At 72.7% G+C, this 19,264-nt stretch carries 18 protein-coding genes; 9 read left to right on the top strand and 9 right to left on the bottom strand.

The features are described from left to right. Nucleotides 1–41 precede the first annotated feature (41 nt). The 8 genes from AC57BS_RS21680 to AC57BS_RS21645 all read left to right on the top strand — a co-directional run bounded on the left by AC57BS_RS21680 (nt 42) and on the right by AC57BS_RS21645 (nt 8,363). Entirely contained in the window at nt 42–467 is a 426-nt protein-coding gene (locus AC57BS_RS21680; RefSeq protein ID WP_496413527.1) for a hypothetical protein, read from the top strand. A 76-nt stretch (nt 468–543) separates the two neighbouring features. Next, nucleotides 544–3,144 (top strand): nitrite reductase large subunit NirB, encoded by a 2,601-nt coding sequence (gene nirB / locus AC57BS_RS21675; protein WP_496413526.1) that lies wholly within the window; start codon nt 544–546, stop codon nt 3,142–3,144. Next, entirely contained in the window at nt 3,141–3,512 is a 372-nt protein-coding gene (nirD, locus tag AC57BS_RS21670; protein WP_496413525.1) for a nitrite reductase small subunit NirD, read from the top strand. The genes nirB and nirD overlap by 4 nt, the downstream gene beginning before the upstream one ends. After that, the gene (locus tag AC57BS_RS21665) at nt 3,509–4,621 is read left to right on the top strand and encodes a uroporphyrinogen-III synthase (protein ID WP_496413524.1); all 1,113 of its coding nucleotides are present in this window, start codon (nt 3,509–3,511) and stop codon (nt 4,619–4,621) included. Before nirD ends, AC57BS_RS21665 begins: the two co-directional genes overlap by 4 nt. Before the next feature lie 155 nt (nt 4,622–4,776). After that, nucleotides 4,777–5,688 (top strand): glutaminase, encoded by a 912-nt coding sequence (locus AC57BS_RS21660; protein ID WP_496413523.1) that lies wholly within the window; start codon nt 4,777–4,779, stop codon nt 5,686–5,688. Between the two features lie 256 nt (nt 5,689–5,944). Then, nucleotides 5,945–6,613, top strand: coding sequence for a VOC family protein (locus AC57BS_RS21655; RefSeq protein ID WP_496413522.1), 669 nt, complete (start codon nt 5,945–5,947; stop codon nt 6,611–6,613). Between the two features lie 305 nt (nt 6,614–6,918). After that, nucleotides 6,919–7,377, top strand: coding sequence for an NfeD family protein (locus AC57BS_RS21650; RefSeq protein ID WP_496413521.1), 459 nt, complete (start codon nt 6,919–6,921; stop codon nt 7,375–7,377). Between the two features lie 5 nt (nt 7,378–7,382). Next, nucleotides 7,383–8,363 (top strand): SPFH domain-containing protein, encoded by a 981-nt coding sequence (locus AC57BS_RS21645; protein WP_496413520.1) that lies wholly within the window; start codon nt 7,383–7,385, stop codon nt 8,361–8,363. A 57-nt stretch (nt 8,364–8,420) separates the two neighbouring features. On the opposite strand, the gene AC57BS_RS21640 is transcribed toward AC57BS_RS21645, so the two are convergent. The 9 genes from AC57BS_RS21640 to AC57BS_RS21600 all read right to left on the bottom strand — a co-directional run bounded on the left by AC57BS_RS21640 (nt 8,421) and on the right by AC57BS_RS21600 (nt 18,455). Further along, on the bottom strand, nt 8,421–9,935 hold the full coding sequence (locus AC57BS_RS21640) for a sodium/solute symporter (RefSeq protein ID WP_496413519.1): 1,515 nt from the start codon (nt 9,933–9,935) through the stop codon (nt 8,421–8,423). Next, complete coding sequence (locus tag AC57BS_RS21635) at nt 9,932–10,333, bottom strand: hypothetical protein (protein WP_496413518.1); 402 nt, start codon at nt 10,331–10,333, stop codon at nt 9,932–9,934. The genes AC57BS_RS21640 and AC57BS_RS21635 overlap by 4 nt, the downstream gene beginning before the upstream one ends. A gap of 10 nt (nt 10,334–10,343) precedes the next feature. Further along, nucleotides 10,344–11,057: a LytR/AlgR family response regulator transcription factor gene (locus AC57BS_RS21630; RefSeq protein WP_496413517.1), complete on the bottom strand. Its 714-nt coding sequence runs from the start codon at nt 11,055–11,057 to the stop codon at nt 10,344–10,346. Then, nucleotides 11,054–12,181 (bottom strand): sensor histidine kinase, encoded by a 1,128-nt coding sequence (locus AC57BS_RS21625; protein WP_496413516.1) that lies wholly within the window; start codon nt 12,179–12,181, stop codon nt 11,054–11,056. Before AC57BS_RS21625 ends, AC57BS_RS21630 begins: the two co-directional genes overlap by 4 nt. A 30-nt stretch (nt 12,182–12,211) precedes the next feature. Beyond that, nucleotides 12,212–13,504, bottom strand: a complete 1,293-nt coding sequence (locus AC57BS_RS21620) for a calcium-binding protein (protein WP_496413515.1) — start codon at nt 13,502–13,504, stop codon at nt 12,212–12,214. 28 nt (nt 13,505–13,532) lie between these two features. Next, nucleotides 13,533–14,804 carry a calcium-binding protein gene (locus AC57BS_RS21615; RefSeq protein WP_496413514.1) on the bottom strand — a complete coding sequence of 424 codons (1,272 nt, stop codon included), beginning with the start codon at nt 14,802–14,804 and terminating at the stop codon, nt 13,533–13,535. Beyond that, complete coding sequence (locus tag AC57BS_RS21610; RefSeq protein WP_496413513.1) at nt 14,801–16,174, bottom strand: calcium-binding protein; 1,374 nt, start codon at nt 16,172–16,174, stop codon at nt 14,801–14,803. Before AC57BS_RS21610 ends, AC57BS_RS21615 begins: the two co-directional genes overlap by 4 nt. An 85-nt stretch (nt 16,175–16,259) precedes the next feature. Next, nucleotides 16,260–17,108: a class I SAM-dependent methyltransferase gene (locus AC57BS_RS21605; protein ID WP_496413512.1), complete on the bottom strand. Its 849-nt coding sequence runs from the start codon at nt 17,106–17,108 to the stop codon at nt 16,260–16,262. 36 nt (nt 17,109–17,144) lie between these two features. After that, the gene (locus AC57BS_RS21600) at nt 17,145–18,455 is read right to left on the bottom strand and encodes a hypothetical protein (protein ID WP_496413511.1); all 1,311 of its coding nucleotides are present in this window, start codon (nt 18,453–18,455) and stop codon (nt 17,145–17,147) included. A gap of 84 nt (nt 18,456–18,539) precedes the next feature. On the opposite strand from AC57BS_RS21600, the gene AC57BS_RS21595 reads away from it, so the two are divergent. Continuing rightward, nucleotides 18,540–19,259, top strand: a complete 720-nt coding sequence (locus tag AC57BS_RS21595; RefSeq protein WP_496413510.1) for a Fic family protein — start codon at nt 18,540–18,542, stop codon at nt 19,257–19,259. Nucleotides 19,260–19,264 lie beyond the last annotated feature (5 nt).

Genomic DNA, 19,264 nt, shown 5'->3' with positions numbered 1-19,264 from the left:
CCCGCGCGGCCCGCATGTCGACGGTGTGCCACCCTCAGGGAGTGGCTGGAACCCGTGCCCTCACCACCGACACGCTCGGTGCGTGGCTGTTCAAGGCCACCGGCTCGGAACCCTCGACGCAGGCGCACCTGCGAACCGGCTTCGCCGACGCGGAGTCCTGGTGCGTGCGACCGACGTACCGCACCGACCTGGTGGACGCCGGGCAGCGGGTGCTGCTATGGGTGAGCGGGACGGCGGCCGGTGTCTACGCCCACGGGCGCACGACCGGTCCTGCACGCGACGGCGTGGTGCCCGTCGCCCTCGCCCCGCTCGACCCGCCGCTGCTGCGCTCGGAGCTCACCGGGCACGGCGACCTCGCCGGTCTGGAGGTGATCCGGATGCCCGCCGGCAGCAACCCGTCCTACGTCACCCGCGACCAGCTGCGCGCACTGGCTCTCCTCTGCCCGGAGCTGGCCGAGCCCGTGTGAGGTCGTGCCGGCCAGTTTTCACGCCCGAAACATTCCGGGAAGGCGCAGACAACATCCGCTTCCTACCGTCCTCGGCATGGCTACAGGCAAGCGTCAGCGGATCGTCGTCGTCGGGCACGGCATGGTGGGCCACCGGTTCGCCCAGGCCGCCGTCGAGCGCGGCCTCACCGAGACCCACGACATCGTGATCTTCGGCGAGGAGCCGCGCGAGGCGTACGACCGGGTCGCGCTCACCAGCTGGTTCGGCCAGGGCTCCGACGCGCTGTCGCTGCTGCCCGGGGGTGCGTACGACGACCCGCGGGTGCGGCTGGTCCTCGACAGCGTGGTGACGGAGGTCGACCGTGTCGAGCAGACCGTCACCGTCGTCTCCCCGCCGTCGGCGGTGCCCGACCTGCTGTCGAACCCGGGCGCCGTCACCGTGCACGAGTACGACGTCCTGGTGCTGGCCACCGGCGCGGCCCCCTTCGTCCCGCCCGTCGAGGGCCGCGGCAAGGACGGCTGCTTCGTCTATCGCACGATCGAGGACCTCGAGGCCATCAAGGCCGCCAGCGAGAGAGCGACCAGCGGTGTCGTCATCGGCGGCGGGCTCCTCGGCCTCGAGGCGGCCAACGCGCTCGTGCAGCTCGGGCTCGAGACCAACGTCGTCGAGATGGCGCCGCGACTGATGCCCGTCCAGCTCGACGGCTCGGCCGGTTCGACGTTGGTGCGTCACATCGAGAAGCTCGGCGTGAAGGTGCACACCGGTGTCCTCACCGAGGCCATTCTCTGGGAGCACGGCGAGGGTGGCGAGGCGGTCACCGGCCTGCGTGTGAGGCAGGCCGGCACCGAGGAGGGTGCCCCGACCGAGGTCGTCGACGCACAGGTCGTCGTGTTCTCCGCGGGCATCCGCCCCCGCGACGCGCTGGCCCGCGAGTGCGACCTCGAGGTCGCACCGCGCGGCGGCGTGCTGGTCGACGAGCAGTGCCGGAGCGCCGACCCCCGCATCTTCGCGATCGGCGAGTGTGCAGCGCCGGGCGGCACGATGTACGGCCTCGTCGCACCGGGCTACACCATGGCCGAGGTCGTCGTCGACGCCCTCCTCGACGGGCCAGGCGCCTTCACCGGTGCCGACATGTCCACCAAGCTCAAGCTCCTCGGCGTCGACGTGGCGAGCTTCGGCGACGCGTTCGCGACGACCGACGGCGCGCTCGAGCTGACCTACTCCGACGCGGTGGCCGGCGTCTACAAGAAGCTGGTCGTGAGCGAGGACGGAACCCGGCTCCTCGGCGGGATCCTCGTCGGCGACGCGTCGGCGTACGGCGTGCTGCGGCCGATGGTCAGCAGCGGGATGGCGCTGCCCGACAACCCCGAGCAGCTGATCCTCCCGGCCTCGAGCGGCGTGCAGCTCGGGATGCCCGACGAGGCGCAGGTCTGCTCGTGCAACGACGTGACCAAGGCCGACATCCTGCACGCGCTGACGGACGAGGGCTGCGAGAGCGTCGCCGACGTCAAGCAGTGCACGCGGGCCGGATCGACGTGCGGGTCGTGCGTCTCGACGGTCAAGAACATCATCGAGGACCACTTCGCGAGCGTCGGCAAGGTCGTCGACAAGGGCCTGTGCGAGCACTTCCGGCTCACCCGGCAGGAGCTCTTCGACGTCGTCGCGGTGCACGGCTACCGGCGCTTCGACGACATCGTCGAGGCCCACGGCACCGGTCGCGGCTGCGACATCTGCAAGCCCGCGATCGCCAGCATCCTGGCCAGCCAGACCAGCACCCACATCCTCGAGCCGGCGACCGCCGAGCTGCAGGACACCAACGACAAGTACCTCGGCAACATCCAGCGCAACGGCACCTACTCCGTCGTCCCGCGCATCCCCGGCGGCGAGATCACCCCGGAGAAGCTCATCGTCATCGGCGAGGTGGCGCGCGACTTCGGGCTCTACACCAAGATCACCGGCGGCCAGCGGATCGACCTCTTCGGCGCCCGGCTGGAGCAGCTTCCCGTGATCTGGCGGCGGCTCGTCGACGCCGGCTTCGAGTCCGGGCACGCCTACGGCAAGTCGCTGCGCACCGTGAAGTCGTGCGTCGGCTCGACCTGGTGCCGCTACGGCGTGCAGGACTCCGTCGGCCTCGCGATCGCGCTGGAGCTGCGCTACCGCGGCCTGCGCAGCCCCCACAAGCTCAAGGGCGGCGTCAGCGGGTGCGCGCGCGAGTGCGCCGAGGCCCGCGGCAAGGACTTCGGCGTCATCGCCACCGAGAAGGGGTGGAACCTCTACGTCGGCGGCAACGGCGGCGCGACCCCGGCCCACGCGCGACTGCTCGCCGGCGACCTCGACACGGCCACGCTGGTGGCCTACCTCGACCGCTTCCTCATGTACTACATCCGCACCGCCGACCGCCTCCAGCGCACGTCGACCTGGATCGAGCAGCTCGAGGGCGGCCTCGACCGGGTGCGCGAGGTCGTCGTCGAGGACTCCCTCGGCCTCGGTGCCGAGCTGGAGGCGGAGATGGCGCGGCACGTCGGCGGCTACGAGGACGAGTGGCGCGCGACGCTGGAGGACCCGACCAAGCTCGAGCGCTTCGTGTCCTTCGTGAACGCTCCCGGCACCCCCGACCCGTCGATCGCCTTCACCACCGAGCGCGACCAGATCCAGCCGATCGCGCCGGCCCTGATCCCGGTCGGAGCGCCCGCGTGAGCACCGTGACAGAGTCCAGGAGTTCCGAGTCGATGGCCCCCGTGTCCCTCACCCCCGTCTGCGCCGTCGAGGCGATCCCGCTGGAGGGCGGGGTGGCGGCACTCGTCGACGGCTCGGCGGTGGCGGTCTTCCGGACGTACGACGGCTCGGTGTTCGCGATCGGCAACGTCGACCCGTTCAGCGGGGCCTCGGTGCTCTCGCGCGGGATCGTGGGCAACCGCGGCGACGCTCCGGTGGTCAGCTCGCCGATGTACAAGCAGGCCTTCGACCTCCGCACGGGGCAGTGCCTCGACGACGACAGCGCGCGGGTGGCGGCGTACGCCGTCTCAGTCGTCGACGGCGTCGTGCACGTCGGGGGCGTCACGTGAGCACCCGCCCGCTCGAGGGCTTCCGGATCGGGGTCACCGCCGCTCGCAAGGCCGAGGAGCAGGTGGCCCTGCTGGAGCGTCGCGGTGCGACCGTCGAGTGGGCCGCGGCGCTGTCGCTCGAGCCCAACCACGTCGACCTCGCCGAGCTCCTCGCCGCGACCAAGGAGGTCCTCGTCGGGCCGGTCGACCTGTTCCTGGCGACCACGGGCATCGGCATGAAGACCTGGCTCACGGCTGCGTCCGAGGCCGGGCTGTACGACGAGCTGGTCGCCGCGCTCGGCGCCGCGGAGATCCTCGCGCGCGGCCCGAAGAGCGTCGGCGTGCTGCGGGCCAACGGCCTGCGCGAGCTGTGGGCGCCAGAGTCGGAGTGCTTCGAGGACGTCCTGGCCCACCTGCGCGGCCGCGACCTCACCGGTAAGCGGATCGTCGTGCAGGAGCACGGCCAGTCGCTGTCGATGGCCGCGCACGCCCTGCGCCGGCAGGGGGCCTCCGTCATCACCGTGCCGATCTACCGGGTCGCGTCGGCGGACGACCCGTCGCCGATGTTCCACATGATCGACCTCATCGCCGACCGCGAGCTCGACGCCGTCACCTTCACCTCCGCACCGGCCGTCGGCGCGCTGATGGAGGCGGCGTACTCCGTCGGCCGTCGCGACGACGTCGTCTCCGCCTTCCAGTCCGACGTCGTCGCCTCCTGCGTCGGGCCGGTCACCGCGGCGGCCTTCGAGATGTGGGGCGTCCCGACGATCGTCCCCGAGCGTTCGCGCCTGGCCGGGATGGTCAAGCAGCTCGAGACCGAGCTGCCGACGCGGCGCGACGGGGTCGACGTACGCCTCGCGGACGGACGCACCCTCATCGTCCACTCCGACTCGCTGCTCCTCGACGGCGTACCGGTCGAGCTCTCGCCCGCGCCGCTGTCCGTGCTCCTCGCCCTGCTGGTCAACCCCGGTCACGTCGTGTCCCGCCGCGCCCTCCTGGCCGCCTTGCCATCCGGGCAGGCCGGTTCGGAGCACGCGGTGGAGATGGCGGTCGCGCGGCTGCGGGCGGCGATCGGTACGAAGGCCGTGCTCACGGTCGTGAAGCGGGGATACCGGCTGGCGGTGGGGTGAACGCGCGGACTCCGGCTCCGTCAGGCGTGAACACCATGCAGGCAGTTCGCGGCGCGCGGCGGCTTGCTGAGCGTGGCCATCGTGGTCCGACACGCGAACTGCCTTCATGGTGCTCCTGAAATGCCGCCCACCGATCGCTGCGCGAGGATGGCGGCGTGAGGATCGAGGACGCGCTGCTGCGCGCGCAACAGGCCGCCGCTCCCGAGGTCGGCCGAGGCCGGCTGGCGGAGTACATCCCCAGCCTGGCCGCGGTGGATCCGCAGCAGTTCGGGATGGCGATCGCCTCGCTCGACGGTCAGGTGCACGTCATCGGGGACGCGGACGTGCGCTTCTCGGTGCAGAGCATCAGCAAGGTCTTCATGCTCGCGCTGGCGGTGGCTGCCGAGGGCGAGGAGATCTGGAAACGGGTCTCCCGAGAGCCTTCGGGCAACCCGTTCAACTCCTTCCTCCAGCTCGACCAGGAGGAGGGGAAGCCGCGCAACCCGTTCATCAATGCCGGCGCCCTGGTCGTGACCGACCGGCTGCACTCGCTGACGGGCGATGCGAGCGGCACCCTCCGTGACCTGATGAGGCGGGAGAGCGGCCGGACGGACGTGGACAGCGACCTCGAGGTGGCGCGTTCGGAGCTCGACGCCGGCCACCGCACGATGGCAGTCGCCCACCTGCTGGCCAGCTACGGCAACCTGGAGTGCTCCGTGGAGCAGGTCATCGACCAGTACGTCACGCAGTGCGCGCTGTCGATGACGTGCCGCGAGCTGGCACTCGCCGGGCTGTTCCTCGCCCGCGACGGCGTCCTGTCGGACGGGAGCCAGCTGCTGAGCCCGCGGGAGGCGAAGAGGATCAATGCGGTGATGCTCACGTGCGGCACGTACGACTCGGCCGGGGAGTTCGCCTACCGCGTGGGGCTCCCGGCCAAGAGCGGTGTCGGCGGCGGCATCCTCGCCGTCATCCCCGACCGCGGCGTCGCCTGCGTGTGGAGTCCTGCCCTCGGCCCGTCCGGCAGCTCCGCCGCCGGGCTGGCTGCGCTCGACGCGTTCACGACGTACTCCGACTGGACCGTGTTCTGAGGCGTGGACACCGCCCACGCACGGATCTACTATAGGTGTAGTTCCGTCGTGCGATGGGCTGCCCGAGGCGATGCGCATGGCCCGCGGGGGTCTACCGGCGCAAGCGGCTCATGGTCCCGACCCTCGTCGTGTTCGGTCGCCGCGACCGGCCGACGACCGAGGACCTGCTCTCGCGCGTGTGCCGCGACCCGGCGAGGTCGCCGACCTGGCCGTGGACTGGTTCGCGCCGGCAGCCTGACCTGCCTACGCTGCCCGGATGGCTGTCCGCTTGCACGCGCTGACCATCCTCGCCGCCGACCCCGAGGCGGCGGCGTCCTTCTGGGGCGACCTGCTCGGCTGGCCGCGTACCGGGACGGAACTGGCCTCGGCCCTCTTCGGCATCACCTTCGTCCGGTCGGACGAGCCGGTCGTCCTGCCCCATCAGGCCCACCTCCACCTCACGAGCAACGACTCGACCCAGGAGGAGACGGTCGCCCGCGCGCTGGCGCTCGGCGCGTCGCACGTCGACGTCGGGCAGCAGCCCGACGAGGACCACGTCGTGCTGACCGACCCCGAGGGCAATCCGTTCTGCGTGATAGAGGCGGGCAACAACTGGCTCGCCGGTACGCCGTTCCTCGGCGAGCTGGCCTGCGACGGGACCCGGGAGACCGGGGTGTTCTGGAGCGAGGCGCTCGGCTGGCCGCTCGTGCACGACGAGGACGGTGAGACGGCGATCCAGCCACCCGGCGGCGGGCCGAAGATCGCATGGGGCGGGCCGCCGCTCGACGAGCGCCACGGCCGCGACCGGATGCACCTCGACCTCGTGGCGGACGACATCGAGGCCGAGGTCGAGCGGCTGGTCGGGCTCGGGGCCACGGTCGTGTCGCGCGGTGACGACGTCGAGATGGCCGACCCGGACGGGAACGAGTTCCGCCTCCGCCGTTGAGGCTCGGGCTCCGCACGTGCGGCGGATTCGGCGCTAGCCGGCCGCGTCGCGGCGCTGGTTCTCGTTGTCGACGGCGACGGCGATGTCGTGGACCAGGCGCGAGTGCCAGCGCTCATGGGCCGCGAGGTCGTCGGTCAAGGCGTGGCAGTCGGGACAGGACATCGACGGTGATGGCTGCTCCATTGCGAGCTCCCTCCGAGCGGCGGTGCTCTCCACCGTGGCACGAATGGGAACGGACGTCCATCGGCAGCTCCTTCCCGCGAAGGACGCAGTACGCTGGAAGGCGTCCCTCGAGGTCGACGTCAATGTGGTGGATTGCCTGGCTGATCGCAGCCCTTCTCCTCGGCGTGGTGGAGTTCCTCACGCTGACGCTGGCGTTCGGCCTGCTGGCTGGCTCGGCCCTCCTCGCCGCGGTGGCCGCAGCGCTCGGCGCATCGGTCCCGGTCCAGCTGCTCGTCTTCGCCGTGGCGGGCGGGGTCGGGCTCGTGGCGGTCCGTCCCGTTGCCAAGCGGCACCTGGCGCTGCCACCGGTGACCCGCGAGGGCAGTGACGCCCTGGTCGGGCGGTCGGCCGTGGTCACCCGCGAGGTGAGCGCGACCGGAGGGGTGGTGCACGTCTCCGGTGAGGACTGGTCCGCCCGACCGTACGACGAGGACATGGTGATCCCGCCAGGGGTGCGGGTCGACGTCTTCGAGATCCAGGGTGCGACCGCGCTGGTGCACCCGCGCGTCCCCCTGCCCGACCCCCGAACCCGAGAGGAGTGAGCGAGATGGAGGTGTTGGTGCCACTGGCGGTCCTGGCCGCGTTGGTCGCCTTCCTGGTGGCCTCGTCGATCCGGATCGTGCCGCAGGCGAGGCGCTACAACATCGAGAGATTCGGCCGTTACCAGAGGACTCTCCAGCCGGGCCTGAACCTGATCATCCCGCTGGTCGACCGGGTGAACACGAAGCTCGACGTGCGCGAGCACGTCTACTCCTCGGACCCCAAGCCGGTCATCACGGAGGACAACCTGGTGGTCGCCATCGACACGGTCCTCTACTACCAGATCACCGATCCGCGGGCCGCTGCCTACGAGGTGACCAACTACCTCCAGGCGATCGACCAGCTCACCGTGACCACGCTGCGAAACCTCATCGGGTCGATGGACCTCGAGAGCACCCTCACCTCCCGGGAGACCATCAACGTGCGGCTGCGTGAGGTGTTGGACGACGCGACGGGGAAGTGGGGGATCCGGGTGAACCGGGTGGAGATCAAGGCGATCGATCCGCCACGGAGCATCCAGGAAGCGATGGAGAAGCAGATGCGCGCCGAGCGGGACAAGCGGGCGGTGATCCTCCAGGCCGAGGGACAGCGGCAAGCGCTGATCCTCACTGCCGAAGGCACCCGCAACAAGCTCATCCTCGAGGCGGAGGGACGTCAGCAGGCGAAGGTGTTGGACGCCGACGGCGAGGCACGGGCGCTGGAGCGGGTCTTCCAAGCGGTACATGCCAACGATGCCGACCCCCAGGTGCTGGCCTACAAGTACCTCGAGATGCTTCCCCGCCTGGCGGAGAACGGCAACGGCTACTTCGTGATCCCCGGGGAGCTCAGCGAGGCGATGCGGACCGTGACGTCGGCCTTCACCGCCGATCGCGGCGGCGCGGAGGCGGTGCAGGAGGCCCCGCCCGAGCGGTCGCAGGTCGAGGCCGAGGAGACGCGCCGCGAACGTGAACACCATGCAGGCAGTTCGTGGCCCGCTGCGGCTGGCTGAGCGTGGCGGCCGTGGTCCCGGGCGCGAACTGCCTGCACGGTGCTCCTTGGTGACGGCTCAGCGCTGGAGGTCGACCGCCTCGGGCGTGTGCAAACGCACCATGAACCGGCCCGCGTGGGCGGGGACCGAGGCGCGGGTCAGTCGCGAGACCACGACCATGGTCAGGATCGCCGCCGGGACGGACCACGCGGCCGGCTGCCCGAGCAGGGCCGACGTCCAGCCCGAGGACGCCGAGGTGGCGAGGGTCCAGGCGACGGCGACGCCCGACCCCAGCCCCCCGACCAGCAGCCCGGCGACCGCACCCGCGGGCGTCAGGCCGCGCCACCAGATCCCCAGCATCAGCAGCGGGGCGAAGGTCGAGGCCGTCACGGCGAAGGCCAGGCCGACGGTCCGCGCGACCGCGACGTCCTGGGCGGGCAGCGACATCAGCAGCGGCACCACCACCGCGATCGCCGCGGCCACGCGGAAGGCCGCGACCCCGCCGAGGCGGAAGGACCCCCACCGCCGCCCCGTCACGTCCTGCGACAGCACGCCGGCCACGGCAATGGTGAGCCCCGAGCTGGTCGACAGGAACGCCGCGAACGCGCCCGCGGTCACGAGCCCGGTCAGCACGGCACCCACGGCCCCGCCGACCATCAGGTTCGGGAGCTCGAGCACCAGCACGTCGGAGCGCCCCTCGACGAGATCGGGTGCATAGATGCGGCCGAGGGCGGCGTACACAGGTGGCAGGACGTAGAAGATGCCCAGCAGCGCCAGCACCGCGAGCGTCGTACGGCGGGCCGCGCGGCCGTCGGGGTTGGTGTAGAACCGCACGACGACGTGCGGCAGCCCCATCGTGCCGAGGAACGTCGCGACGATGAGGGAGTACGTCGTGTAGAGGCCGATGCCCCCGCCCGGCGAGGCGAGCGGGACCGACCACGAGCTCGGCGCGGCGGTCGTGGGGTCGGCCGCGCCGTCGGCCAGCCAGACGGCGAGCAGCACGAACACCGGGATGAGGAGGGCGGTGAGCTTGAGCCAGTACTGGAAGGCCTGCACGAAGGTGATCGAGCGCATCCCGCCCGGGCTCACCGACGCCAGCACCACCACCGCCACCACCAGCGAGCCGGCCCACGGCGGGGCCCCGATCGTCGAGCGCAGGGTGACGCCCGCCCCCTGGAACTGCGGCAGCAGGTAGAGCCAGCCGATCCCGACGACCAGCACCGAGCAGAGCTTGCGCACGCCGCGCGAGCCGAGCCGCGCCTCGGCGAAGTCGGGGAGCGTGTACGCCCCGGAGCGCCGCAGCGGGGCTGCGACGAGGACCAAAAGGACGAGGTAGCCCGCGGTCCAGCCGACGGGGTACCAGAGCATCTCGGCCCCGAACGTCAGCAGCAGCCCGGCGACGCCGAGGAAGGAGGCGGCGGAGAGGTACTCCCCGCCGATCGCGCTCGCGTTGAGCCGCGGACGCACGGTGCGCGAGGCGACGAAGAAGTCGCTCGTCGTGCGCGAGATGCGCAGCCCCCAGGTGCCGATGACCAGGGTGGCCAGCGACACGAGGGTGACGGCGACGAGGCCGGGCACGACGTCGGTCGTCACCGCGGGTCCACCGCGTCCGGCTCGTCCACCGACCCGACGAGGTCGGCGAAGTCGCGCTCGTGGTCCTCCGAGCGCCGGATGTAGAACCAGCCGAGCAGCACCAGCCACGGATAGGTCAGCACGCCCAGCAGCGCCCAGGCGAGCGGCATCTGCCCGATCCGCTCGTCGCCGAGCGACGGGAACAGGTGGAACAGCAGCGGCAGCATCCCCACCGTCGCGGCCAGCGCCGCGAGGACCCGCAGCGCGAGGAACAGCTGCTCGCGCAGAAGGGAGCGCATGAACACCTCGCCCAGCGCGGTCTCCGCGTCGATCTCGCGGGTGCCTGCGGAGCGTACGGCGTGGGCGCGGCGCCGCGGGGGACCGGTGACGCGTACGCGGGGTGGCGGCTGGTCGCTCACGGTGCGGCCGTCACGTCTCGCGCCTCGTCAGCACCGAGCGCAGCTCGCGCGTGTGGCGGCGGCTCACCGGCAGCTCGACGCCGCCGATCACGACGCTGACGCGACCGCCCTCGCTGCGCACCTCCTCGACGTGGGGGAGCGCGACCAGGACGGAGCGGTGGATCCGCACGAAGCCGGCGGGCGCCCACTGCTCGGCGAGCGAGGAGAGGGGCGTCCGGACCAGGTGCGAGCCCTCGGCGGTGTGCAGGCGGGCGTAGTCGCCCTGCGCCTCGACGTGGGTGATCTCGGAGCGGTTGATGAAGCGGGTCACGCCGCCGCGCTCGACGGGGATCTGGACGTCGCCGGACGGCGCGGGGCCGCCGGCCTCGACGACGCGGCGTACGGCCTCGGCGAGCCGCTCCTCGCGCACCGGCTTGAGGACGTAGTCGACGGCGCGCAGCTCGAAGGCCGCGACGGCGTGCTCCTCATGTGCGGTCACGAACACCACCGGCGGCGGGGTCTTGAAGCGCGACAGCACCTGTGCGAGGTCGAGCCCGGTCAGGCCGGGCATCTGGATGTCGAGGAAGACCGCGTCGACCTCCTCGGCCTGCAGCACCCGCAGCGCCTCGGTGGCGGAGTCGGTGCCGCGGACCTCACCGATGCGCGGGTCGCGGCCGAGCAGGAAGGTGAGCTCGTCGAGGGCGGGGCGCTCGTCGTCGATGACGAGGACCTTGAGCTGTGTCATACCTGGACCCCCGGGGCGAACTTGGGCACCCGCACGATCACCTTGGTGCCGGCGCCGGGTGCGGTCTCGACGACCAGACCGTAGTCGTCGCCGTACGCGTTGCGCAGCCGAGCGTCCACGTTGCCGAGGCCGACGGAGTCCATCGAGGCGTCACCGGCCAGCGCCTGGCGCACCCGCTCGGGGTCCTCCCCGGTGCCGTCGTCCTCGACCTCGAGCACGCACTCCTGGTCGAGATCGCGTGCCGTGATGGAGAGCCGTCCGACGCCGTCGGCCTTGTCGGCGCTGGCCTCGAGGCCGTGGCGCACGGCGTTCTCGACGAGCGGCTGGATGCACAGGAACGGCACCGCCACCGGCAGCACCTCGGGCGCGATCTGGAGCGTCACCTGGAGGCGCTCGCCGAAGCGCGCCTGCTCGAGCAGGAGGTAGCGCTCCACGGAGCGCAGCTCCTCGGCGAGCGTCGTGTACTCGCCGTGGCGGCGGAAGGAGTACCGCGTGAAGTCGGCGAACTCCAGCAGCAGCTCGCGGGCGCGGTCGGGGTCCGTACGCACGAAGCTGGCGATCGCGCCGAGGGAGTTGTAGATGAAGTGCGGGCTGATCTGGGCCCGGAGCGCGCGGACCTCGGCCTCCATCAGCCGGGTCCGCGACGCGTCGAGCTCGGCGAGCTCGAGCTGCCCGCTCACCCAGGAGGCGACCTCGTCGGCGGCGCGCACCAGCCCGCCGGTGGTGTGCGGCGCGCCGACCACGAGCGCTCCGACGAGCGTGTCCTCCACGACGAGCGGGCTCACGATCGCCTGCCGCACCTCGCAGCCGCTGTTGTCGCAGACCAGGGTCCGCTCGTCGACGATCATCGTGCGCCCGGTCTCGGCGACCTGCCGGATCGTGGCGGCGAGCTGTGAGCGGTGGTGCGCGCCGAGCCCGTCCCACGCGAGCAGCCCGCTGGTGTCACCCAGCCCGGCTGCCGGCGTGCCGAGCAGCGCGCGCAGGTGGCCCACCGACTTCTCGGCGCTGGCGGTGGTCAGGCCCTCCCGCAGCGCCGGGCTCGCGAGCGAGGCGTTGTGCAGCGCGCGGAAGGCGGCGCGGTCCGCCTCGCCTCCCAGCGACGTACGCCGCCATCTCCACGCCATGGCCGGAGACTAACCCCCGACGCGGGTGGGTCAGCGCTCGCAGGACCGCCGGACCTCGGTGCGGCACGTGTCGCGTCCGTTGCCACCGACCCCGATGTCGCGACCCGAACCGCCCTCGAGCGTGTCGGCGTCGCTGTTGCCGACCAGCCGGTCGCGTCCGCCCTGCCCGAGGAGCACGTCCCGCCCCGGGTCACCGCGCAGCAGGTCGGGACCGCCGCCGCCGCGCAGGTCGTCGCGTCCCTCGTCGCCGGCGAGCTGGTCGCGCCCCGCGGTGCCGACCAGGCGGTCGTTGCCGCGTCCGCCGGTGATCTCGGCCGTGCGTCGTCGGCAGTCCACCTCGGCCTCGAGGGCGCTGGCGTAGCGGGACCGGAGCACGTCGGCCCCGTCGTAGCCGCGGAGCACGGCGTCGCAGGAGTCGACCCGGACACGGTTCGGGCCGTTCGTGCCGTCGACGACCACGCGGCGGGCGGTGAGGCTCGCGTCCTCGAAGCCCGGCGTCGCGACGTCGTGGCCGGCGTCACCGCGGACGACGAGCACCCCGCCGCCCAGGTCGAGCGCGAACCTCGCGTCGGCGGAGGCGACCTCGAGCCGGTCGGTGCCGTCGCCGCCACCGACGCGGCTTCCCGGGGCGGGCGAGCCGCTGGTCGAGAACGAGTCGTCGCCCCCGGCGAGGTCGACTGTGAGCAGGCTGCTCCCGGTGCCGCTGTCGACCACCTTCTCGTCGACGTCGGTCCCGACGAAGGTGAGCGACCGACTGCCCGTGCGGGTCAGCCAGAACTGCTCGAGCCCCGTCCAGGTGGCGACCGTGGCGCCGCCGACCGAGGCGCTGCCGGCGACGTTGTCGACGACGACGTCCGCGGCTCCGGAGTCGAACGTCAGGACGTCGGTGCCACCTCCGCCGTGCAGGACGTCGGGTGCGGAGGAGTCGGGGACGAGGGTGATGCGATCCCCGAGGACGCCGCCGGCGTCACCGCCGGCGAAGGTGTCCGCGCCGGTCCCCAGGTGGGCCGCGACCCGGTCGATCGAGGCGGTGCCGTCGACGACGTCGTCGCCGGCGCCGGCCAACACCTCGACGCGGTCGTAGGGGAGGCCGGTCTCGAAGCTGACGCAGATCAGGTCGTCGCCGCCGAGGGCGTCGACCGACAGGGCGCCGTCGGTGACGATGACGTCCGGTCCCTCGGTGCCGACGACGCGGGTGCCGGGCGCGCCGACGATCGTGGCAGGCACGCCCCGGCAGGTCTCGCCGGCGGCGGTGGCTGCCTGCGTCGGGGTGAGCAGGCCCAGGCCCAGCAGGGCTGCGGTGGTCAAGGTCGTCGTGCGCATCAGTGCGTTCCTCGGCGGGTCAGGGTGGTCAGCGCTCGCAGCGCTGCTTGCGCTCAGCCTTGCAGCGGTCGCGCCCGGTGCCGCCGTCGGCCCGGTCGCGACCCTTGCCTCCGAGCAGCACGTCCGCGTCGGCCTGGCCGACGAGCCGGTCGTGGCCGCCGCCGCCGACGAGGCGGTCCTTGCCGAAGCCGCCCTTCAGCACGTCCTTGCCGGAGCCGCCCTTGAGCGTGTCGTCACCGCGGGTGCCGGAGAGCTTGTCGTCACCGGAGCCGCCGTTGGCGGTGAGGGTCTCCGCGCACCGGATGTCGGTCTCGAAGTTGGCGTCGTACTGCCGGCGGACCGAGTCGTCGCCGCCGCCGAGGCGTACGACGCCGGTGCAGGCGGTGAGGCCGATGTCGTTGCGGCCGTCGGTGCCACGCACGGTGACGCTCGGGGCGAAGAGGTCGGCGTCCTCGAAGTCCGAGGCCGTCACGACGTAGGGCGCGGAGGCCGCGACGCCCATCGTGCCGGCGGGCATGTCGAGGTCGATGCCGGCCTCCTCCGAGGCGAGGTAGATGCGGTCGCGACCGGGGCCGCCGAGGAGCCGGCTCGACGGGGTCGGCGGCGTCGGGCTGGACCACCGGTCGTCCCCACGGCCGAGCGTGACGTCGACCGTCGCGTCGTCGTAGGACCACCAGCTGACGGACTCGTCGGCGTCCGTGCCGACGAAGGTCATCCGCTGCGACCCCGCGGACTGGACGATCGAGAAGCCCTCGACGTTCGCCCACGTCGTGCGGACCTCGGCGGCGGAGGTGAGGCGTCCGACGGCGTTGTCGACGACCACGTCGCCGGGGCCGGTCTGGATGGCGATCGAGTCGGAGCCGCCCCCGCCGTCCACGGTGTCGACGCCGCCAGCGGCATCGGGGTAGTCGAGCTCGACCGCGTCGCCCGCATCGCCGCCCAGGAAGGTGTCCACGCCCGAGGCGAGGGAGGCGTGGACCTCCTGCCGCGGTGCGCCCGTCCCGTCGACCACGTCGTTGCCGTCACCGGCGCGGACGTTCACGGGGAAGTACTTCCCGGTGTAGGGCCCGGTGATGCAGACGAGGTCGTCGCCGCCCTTGGCGTAGACGGAGCGGGCGCCGTTGGTGAGGATCACGTCGGGCCCCTCCGTGCCGTTGACGGCATGTCCGGAGCCGACGATGGTCGGGGTCCTGCTCTGGCAGGTCTCGGCGGCACCGCTGGCGCTCGGGCCGAGCAGGGCCAGGGCAGGGGCGGTCAGGCTGATCACCGCTGCAGCGGTGAGGGAGGTCGTACGCCTCATCGCTCGCACCGTTCCTTGCGCTCGGCGACGCAGCGGTCCGGTCGTCCCTGGCCGCCGTCGGCCCGGTCGCGCCCCGTGCCGCCGATGAGCGTGTCGGCGCCGTTGGACCCCTCGAGCACGTCGTTGCCCGAGCCGCCCACGAGCCGGTCGGCCCCGCCGTGGCCCTTGATCCGGTCGGCGCCTGCGCCACCGTTCATCGTGTAGCGCTCGTCGCAACCCGGCGACGTCTCGAACCAGGAGTCGTACGAACGCCGCAGGCTGTCGCGGCCGGCGCGACCCCGTACGGTGCCCTCGCAGGCCGAGACGCCGAGGTCGTTGTGGCCCGTGTCCCCCGAGAGCGTGACGGTCCGGGCGTGCAGCTCGGCGTCCTCGAAGGCCTCGACGTCCGCCCCCGACGACGATGTGCCGTCGCTGGTGACGAGCCGCTGGTCCGCCAGGTCGAGGTCGAGGCTGGATTCGCGGTCCATGGCGTAGAACAGGTCCCGCTGGGCTCCGGCGTCGACGACGCTCCCGTCGAGGAGGGTCGAGCTGGTGGTGAAGGTGTCGCTGCCGCCGCGCATCGACGCCCGGACGACGCCGCGCTCGCTGTAGACGGTGAAGCTCTCGTCCGCCTCGGTGCCCTGGAGGTCGAGGTCGATCCGGTCCTCGTGCGTCGCCCACACGGTGAAGCCCTCGAGCCCGGTCCAGGTGAGGGTGGGCAGGCCGTCCTCCGTCTGCCGGCCCATCCCGTTGTCGATGGTGAGGGCGTGGACTGCTGTGACGACCGAGAGCACGTCGTCGCCCGGACCGCCGGTGACGGTGCTGCCGCCGGTGGCCGTCCCGCGATAGCTGAGGTAGTCACCGCCGTCGCCCAGGTCGATCACGTCGGTGTTCGCCGCACCGGCCTGGCCGCTGGTGAAGCTGTCGCCGCCGCCCCCGCCGAGCACCACGTCGTGGTCGGTGTCGACGTGCGAGTAGTCGGCCGAGCGCGCCCCGGTGTCGACGTACTCGGAGCCTGCACCTCCGTGGAGCGTGTCGGCTCCCGGCCCGAGGCTGCCGGACATCGGCCAGTCCGCGGCGGCGGTGCCGTCGACGACGTCGTCACCCGCGCCGGCGTCGATGTCGACCGGGCGGTAGCCGGATCGCTGGTCCGGTCCGGTGATGCAGATCAGGTCGTCGCCGCCGAGCGCCTCCACGTCCTGGCTCCGGTTGGTCACGATGACGTCGCGGCCCTCGGTCCCGACGATGTCGCGCCGCGGAACGCCGACGATGGTCGCCGCCTCCCCGCGACAGGTCTCGCCCGCGGCGGAGGCGGGGCCGACCCAGGTGGTCGGCGCGAGCAGGGCCAGGCCGAGCAGGCCGGCGGCGGTGAGTGGCGTCGTACGTCGCATGGGATCCCCCGAGGTCTCGTGTTTTCGTGCTTCCGGAGGTGTGATGCGCGCGGGGCCCCGAAGGTTGCGGACACCCGCTCGGACGTCAGCGGAAGTCGATGAGCAGCATGTCGGTGTCGGTGCCGTCGCTCACGACCGGCCCCTCGGGCTGCTCGTCGGTCGGGGAGGTCCCGGGCTCGTCGCGGTCGACCACCACCGCGCGGTAGCAGCGCGTGACGTAGGGGATCTGCATGCCGTCCATGCCCCGGCCGAAGTCGTCGTAGAACGCCAGCACCTCGGCGAGGTGGGTCTCCCGCTCCTCGTCGTCCATCACGGCGAAGCTCGAGCGCGAGCGCGCCATGTCGAGGATCGTCTCGCGGTCGATCTCCTGCCAGTGCTTGAAGCTCGCGTCCTCCATGAAGCCGAAGAGGTCGCTGTGCACGAGGTGCTCCGACGACGACGTGTCGAGGTCCTGGCGCCCCAGGATGGCGCCCATCCGCCGCACCCACGGGATCCGCTCGTCGCGGCTGTTCCACACCAGGGCCACGTGGCCGCCCGGCTTGAGCACGCGCGCGATCTCGGGGAGCGCGACCTCGTGGTCGAACCAGTGGAACGCCTGCGCGACCACCACCACGTCGACCGAGCGGTCGTTGGCCGGGATCTCCTCCGCGGTGGCGACCTTGGCGCTCACCTCGGGGACCCGCTCGCGCAGCACCGCCAGCATCGCCTCGTCGGGGTCGGTGGCGAACACCGCGTGCCCCTGGTCGACGAGCTGGCGGGTCAGCTTGCCGGTGCCCGCGCCGAGCTCGAGGACGACCCGCGCCTCGCCGCCGGTCAGCCACGTGACCGCGTCGGCGGGGTAGGCCGGCCGGCCGCGGTCGTACGCCTCGGCGACGGACCCGAAGGACCGCGCGCGGTCGACGGGGGCGGGGCTGGAGGTGGGGTCGTCGCTCATCGGGGTCAGGCTACAAGCGGGCCCGCCGCCGGTGGCTCAGCGCCGCACCTCGCACCGCTTGCGCACCTCTGCCTGGCACACGTCGCGGCCCTCGGCGCCGTCGGCGCGGTCGCGGCCGGGGCCGCCGAGGAGCACGTCGGGTCCGCGGCTGCCGGTGAGCCGGTCGTTGCCGCTCCCGCCGAGCAGCCGGGCGCGCGGCTTGCACTCCAGCTCGGCGTCCTCGTCGAACTGCTCGAACGTCGAGAGCACGTCGCGTCCGCCACGACCCTCCACCCGCGACCGGCACGCGCCGACGACGAGGTCGTTGCGGGCCGAGGTGCCGACGATCTCGACGTCGCGGGCCATGACCAGGGCGTCCTCGAACCGTCGTGCCGGGACCGTGACCTCGGCGGACCGCTGGCCGGTGGTCAGCCTGCCCTTGCGCAGGTCGAGGTCGAGGTCCCCCTCGTCGGGCAGGGCGAGGGTGAGCTGGTCGCGTCCGCGGCCGCCGTCGTACGTCCCGCCCGCGGGCAGGGCGTCGGTCCGGATGAAGCGGAGGTGGTCGTTCCCGGCGCCCATCATGACGCGGTGGGGGGTCTCGGCACCCAGGTGGAGGTTCAGGGTCTCCGTGCGGCTGTCGCCACGGAAGGCGAAGTACCCCAGGCCGGTGGGCGCGTACACCCGGTACTCGGCGAAGCCGTCGAAGTGCAGGACGGGCTGCGCATAGACCGCAAGGGTGCCGGCACGACCGTCGAGCGTGACGAGCTCGCCCGCGGCGGGCTCGATGTTGAGGCTGCTGCTGCCGCCGCCGCGGATCTCTGTGGCCGCGGTCGGGATCCCCGCCCAGATGAGCTGTCCACTGCCCATCCGGACGTAGTCGTCGTTGGGCGTTCCCGGCTGGCCCGAGGTGACCGTGTCGCGGACCCGGCCGGCCGCTCCCGTGTGGATGACGTCCCGCTCCGCGTCCGCAGCCGGGGCGACGCCCGGGATCGGCTCCTCGCCGGCGTAGACCACGTCGAAGGCGGTCGATCCCGTGAACAGGTCGCTGCCCGCGCCGAGCCGCACCTGCGCGCCGAACCTCGTGGAGGTGGACGCGTCGACGACGTCGTCGCCCTCGCCGGCGTACACCTGGGAGGGCCCGCCGGTGACGCAGATCAGGTCGTTGCCACCGAGGGTCTTCACCAGGCTCGCCCCGTCGGTGAGGACGACGTCGGGGCCGTCGGTGCCGGTCAGTGCCTGTCCGGGGGTGCCGATCAGCGTCGCGGGCACGCCCTGGCAGGTGCCGGCAGCGGCAGCCGCGGTCGAGGTGGTGGCCGTGAGGGCCACCGCGAGCGACGCGGTCGTGAGCAGGGGAACGAGACGTCGCACGGTGTGTCCTTCGGTCGGTTGGCGGTTCTACTGGTCTGACGCCCGCCGGAGCCGTTCGGTTGTCACACGGTTACCGTCCTCCCCATGACCGACCCGCTCGCCTGGCTCACCGACCTCGAGGGCGTCCGCTCGGCCTACGCCGGCACCCGCGACGGGATCGACGTGATGCTGCGCGACCGTGGCCTGCGGCGTACGTCCCCCGAGCTGACCGCCGAGTCGCTGCTGCGCGGCGCCCACGCGAGCGCCGTGCTCGAGGGATCGGCGTCGACGCTGGAGCAGGTACGGGCGGGGGAGGCCGACGAGATCGCCGCCGACGCCGTCCGGCTGTCCGCCTCGATGCTCGCGCTGGCGCCGCTGCTCAAGACCGCGCCCCTGCAGGCGATCGCGCGGCTGCACACGGTGGTCGCGTCCTCGTCGCTGTCCCCCGAGGACCTCGGCCGCCCGCGTGACGCGGCCTCAGCCGACCGGCTGCGCGGGGTCTCCGAGCTGCTGTTGTCCGGAACGGAGGCGCCGGCCCTGCTCGTGGCCGCGATCGCCCACGCCGACGTCGCGACAGCGGCGCCCTTCGCCTCGCACAACGGCATCGTCGCCCGCGCCCTGGAGCGGCTCGTGCTCGTCTCCCGCGGCGTGGACGCCAAGTCGCTCGTGGTGCCCGAGGCCGGGCACCTGGCCCAGCGTGCGGCGTACGAGTCGAACCTGCGCGCCTACGGCAACGGCGGGCCGAGCGGGGTGCACGCCTGGGCGCTCTACGGCGCCGAGGCGTTCGCGGCGGGGGCCGAGGCGTCGCCCCTGCGCACCGTCTGACCCCG

It is taken from the genome of Nocardioides sp. BGA-UO-ETr-FS32, assembly GCF_059567905.1.
The sequence above is the reverse complement of the archived record's forward strand: the minus strand, read 5'-3'. Positions and strand labels throughout refer to the sequence as shown.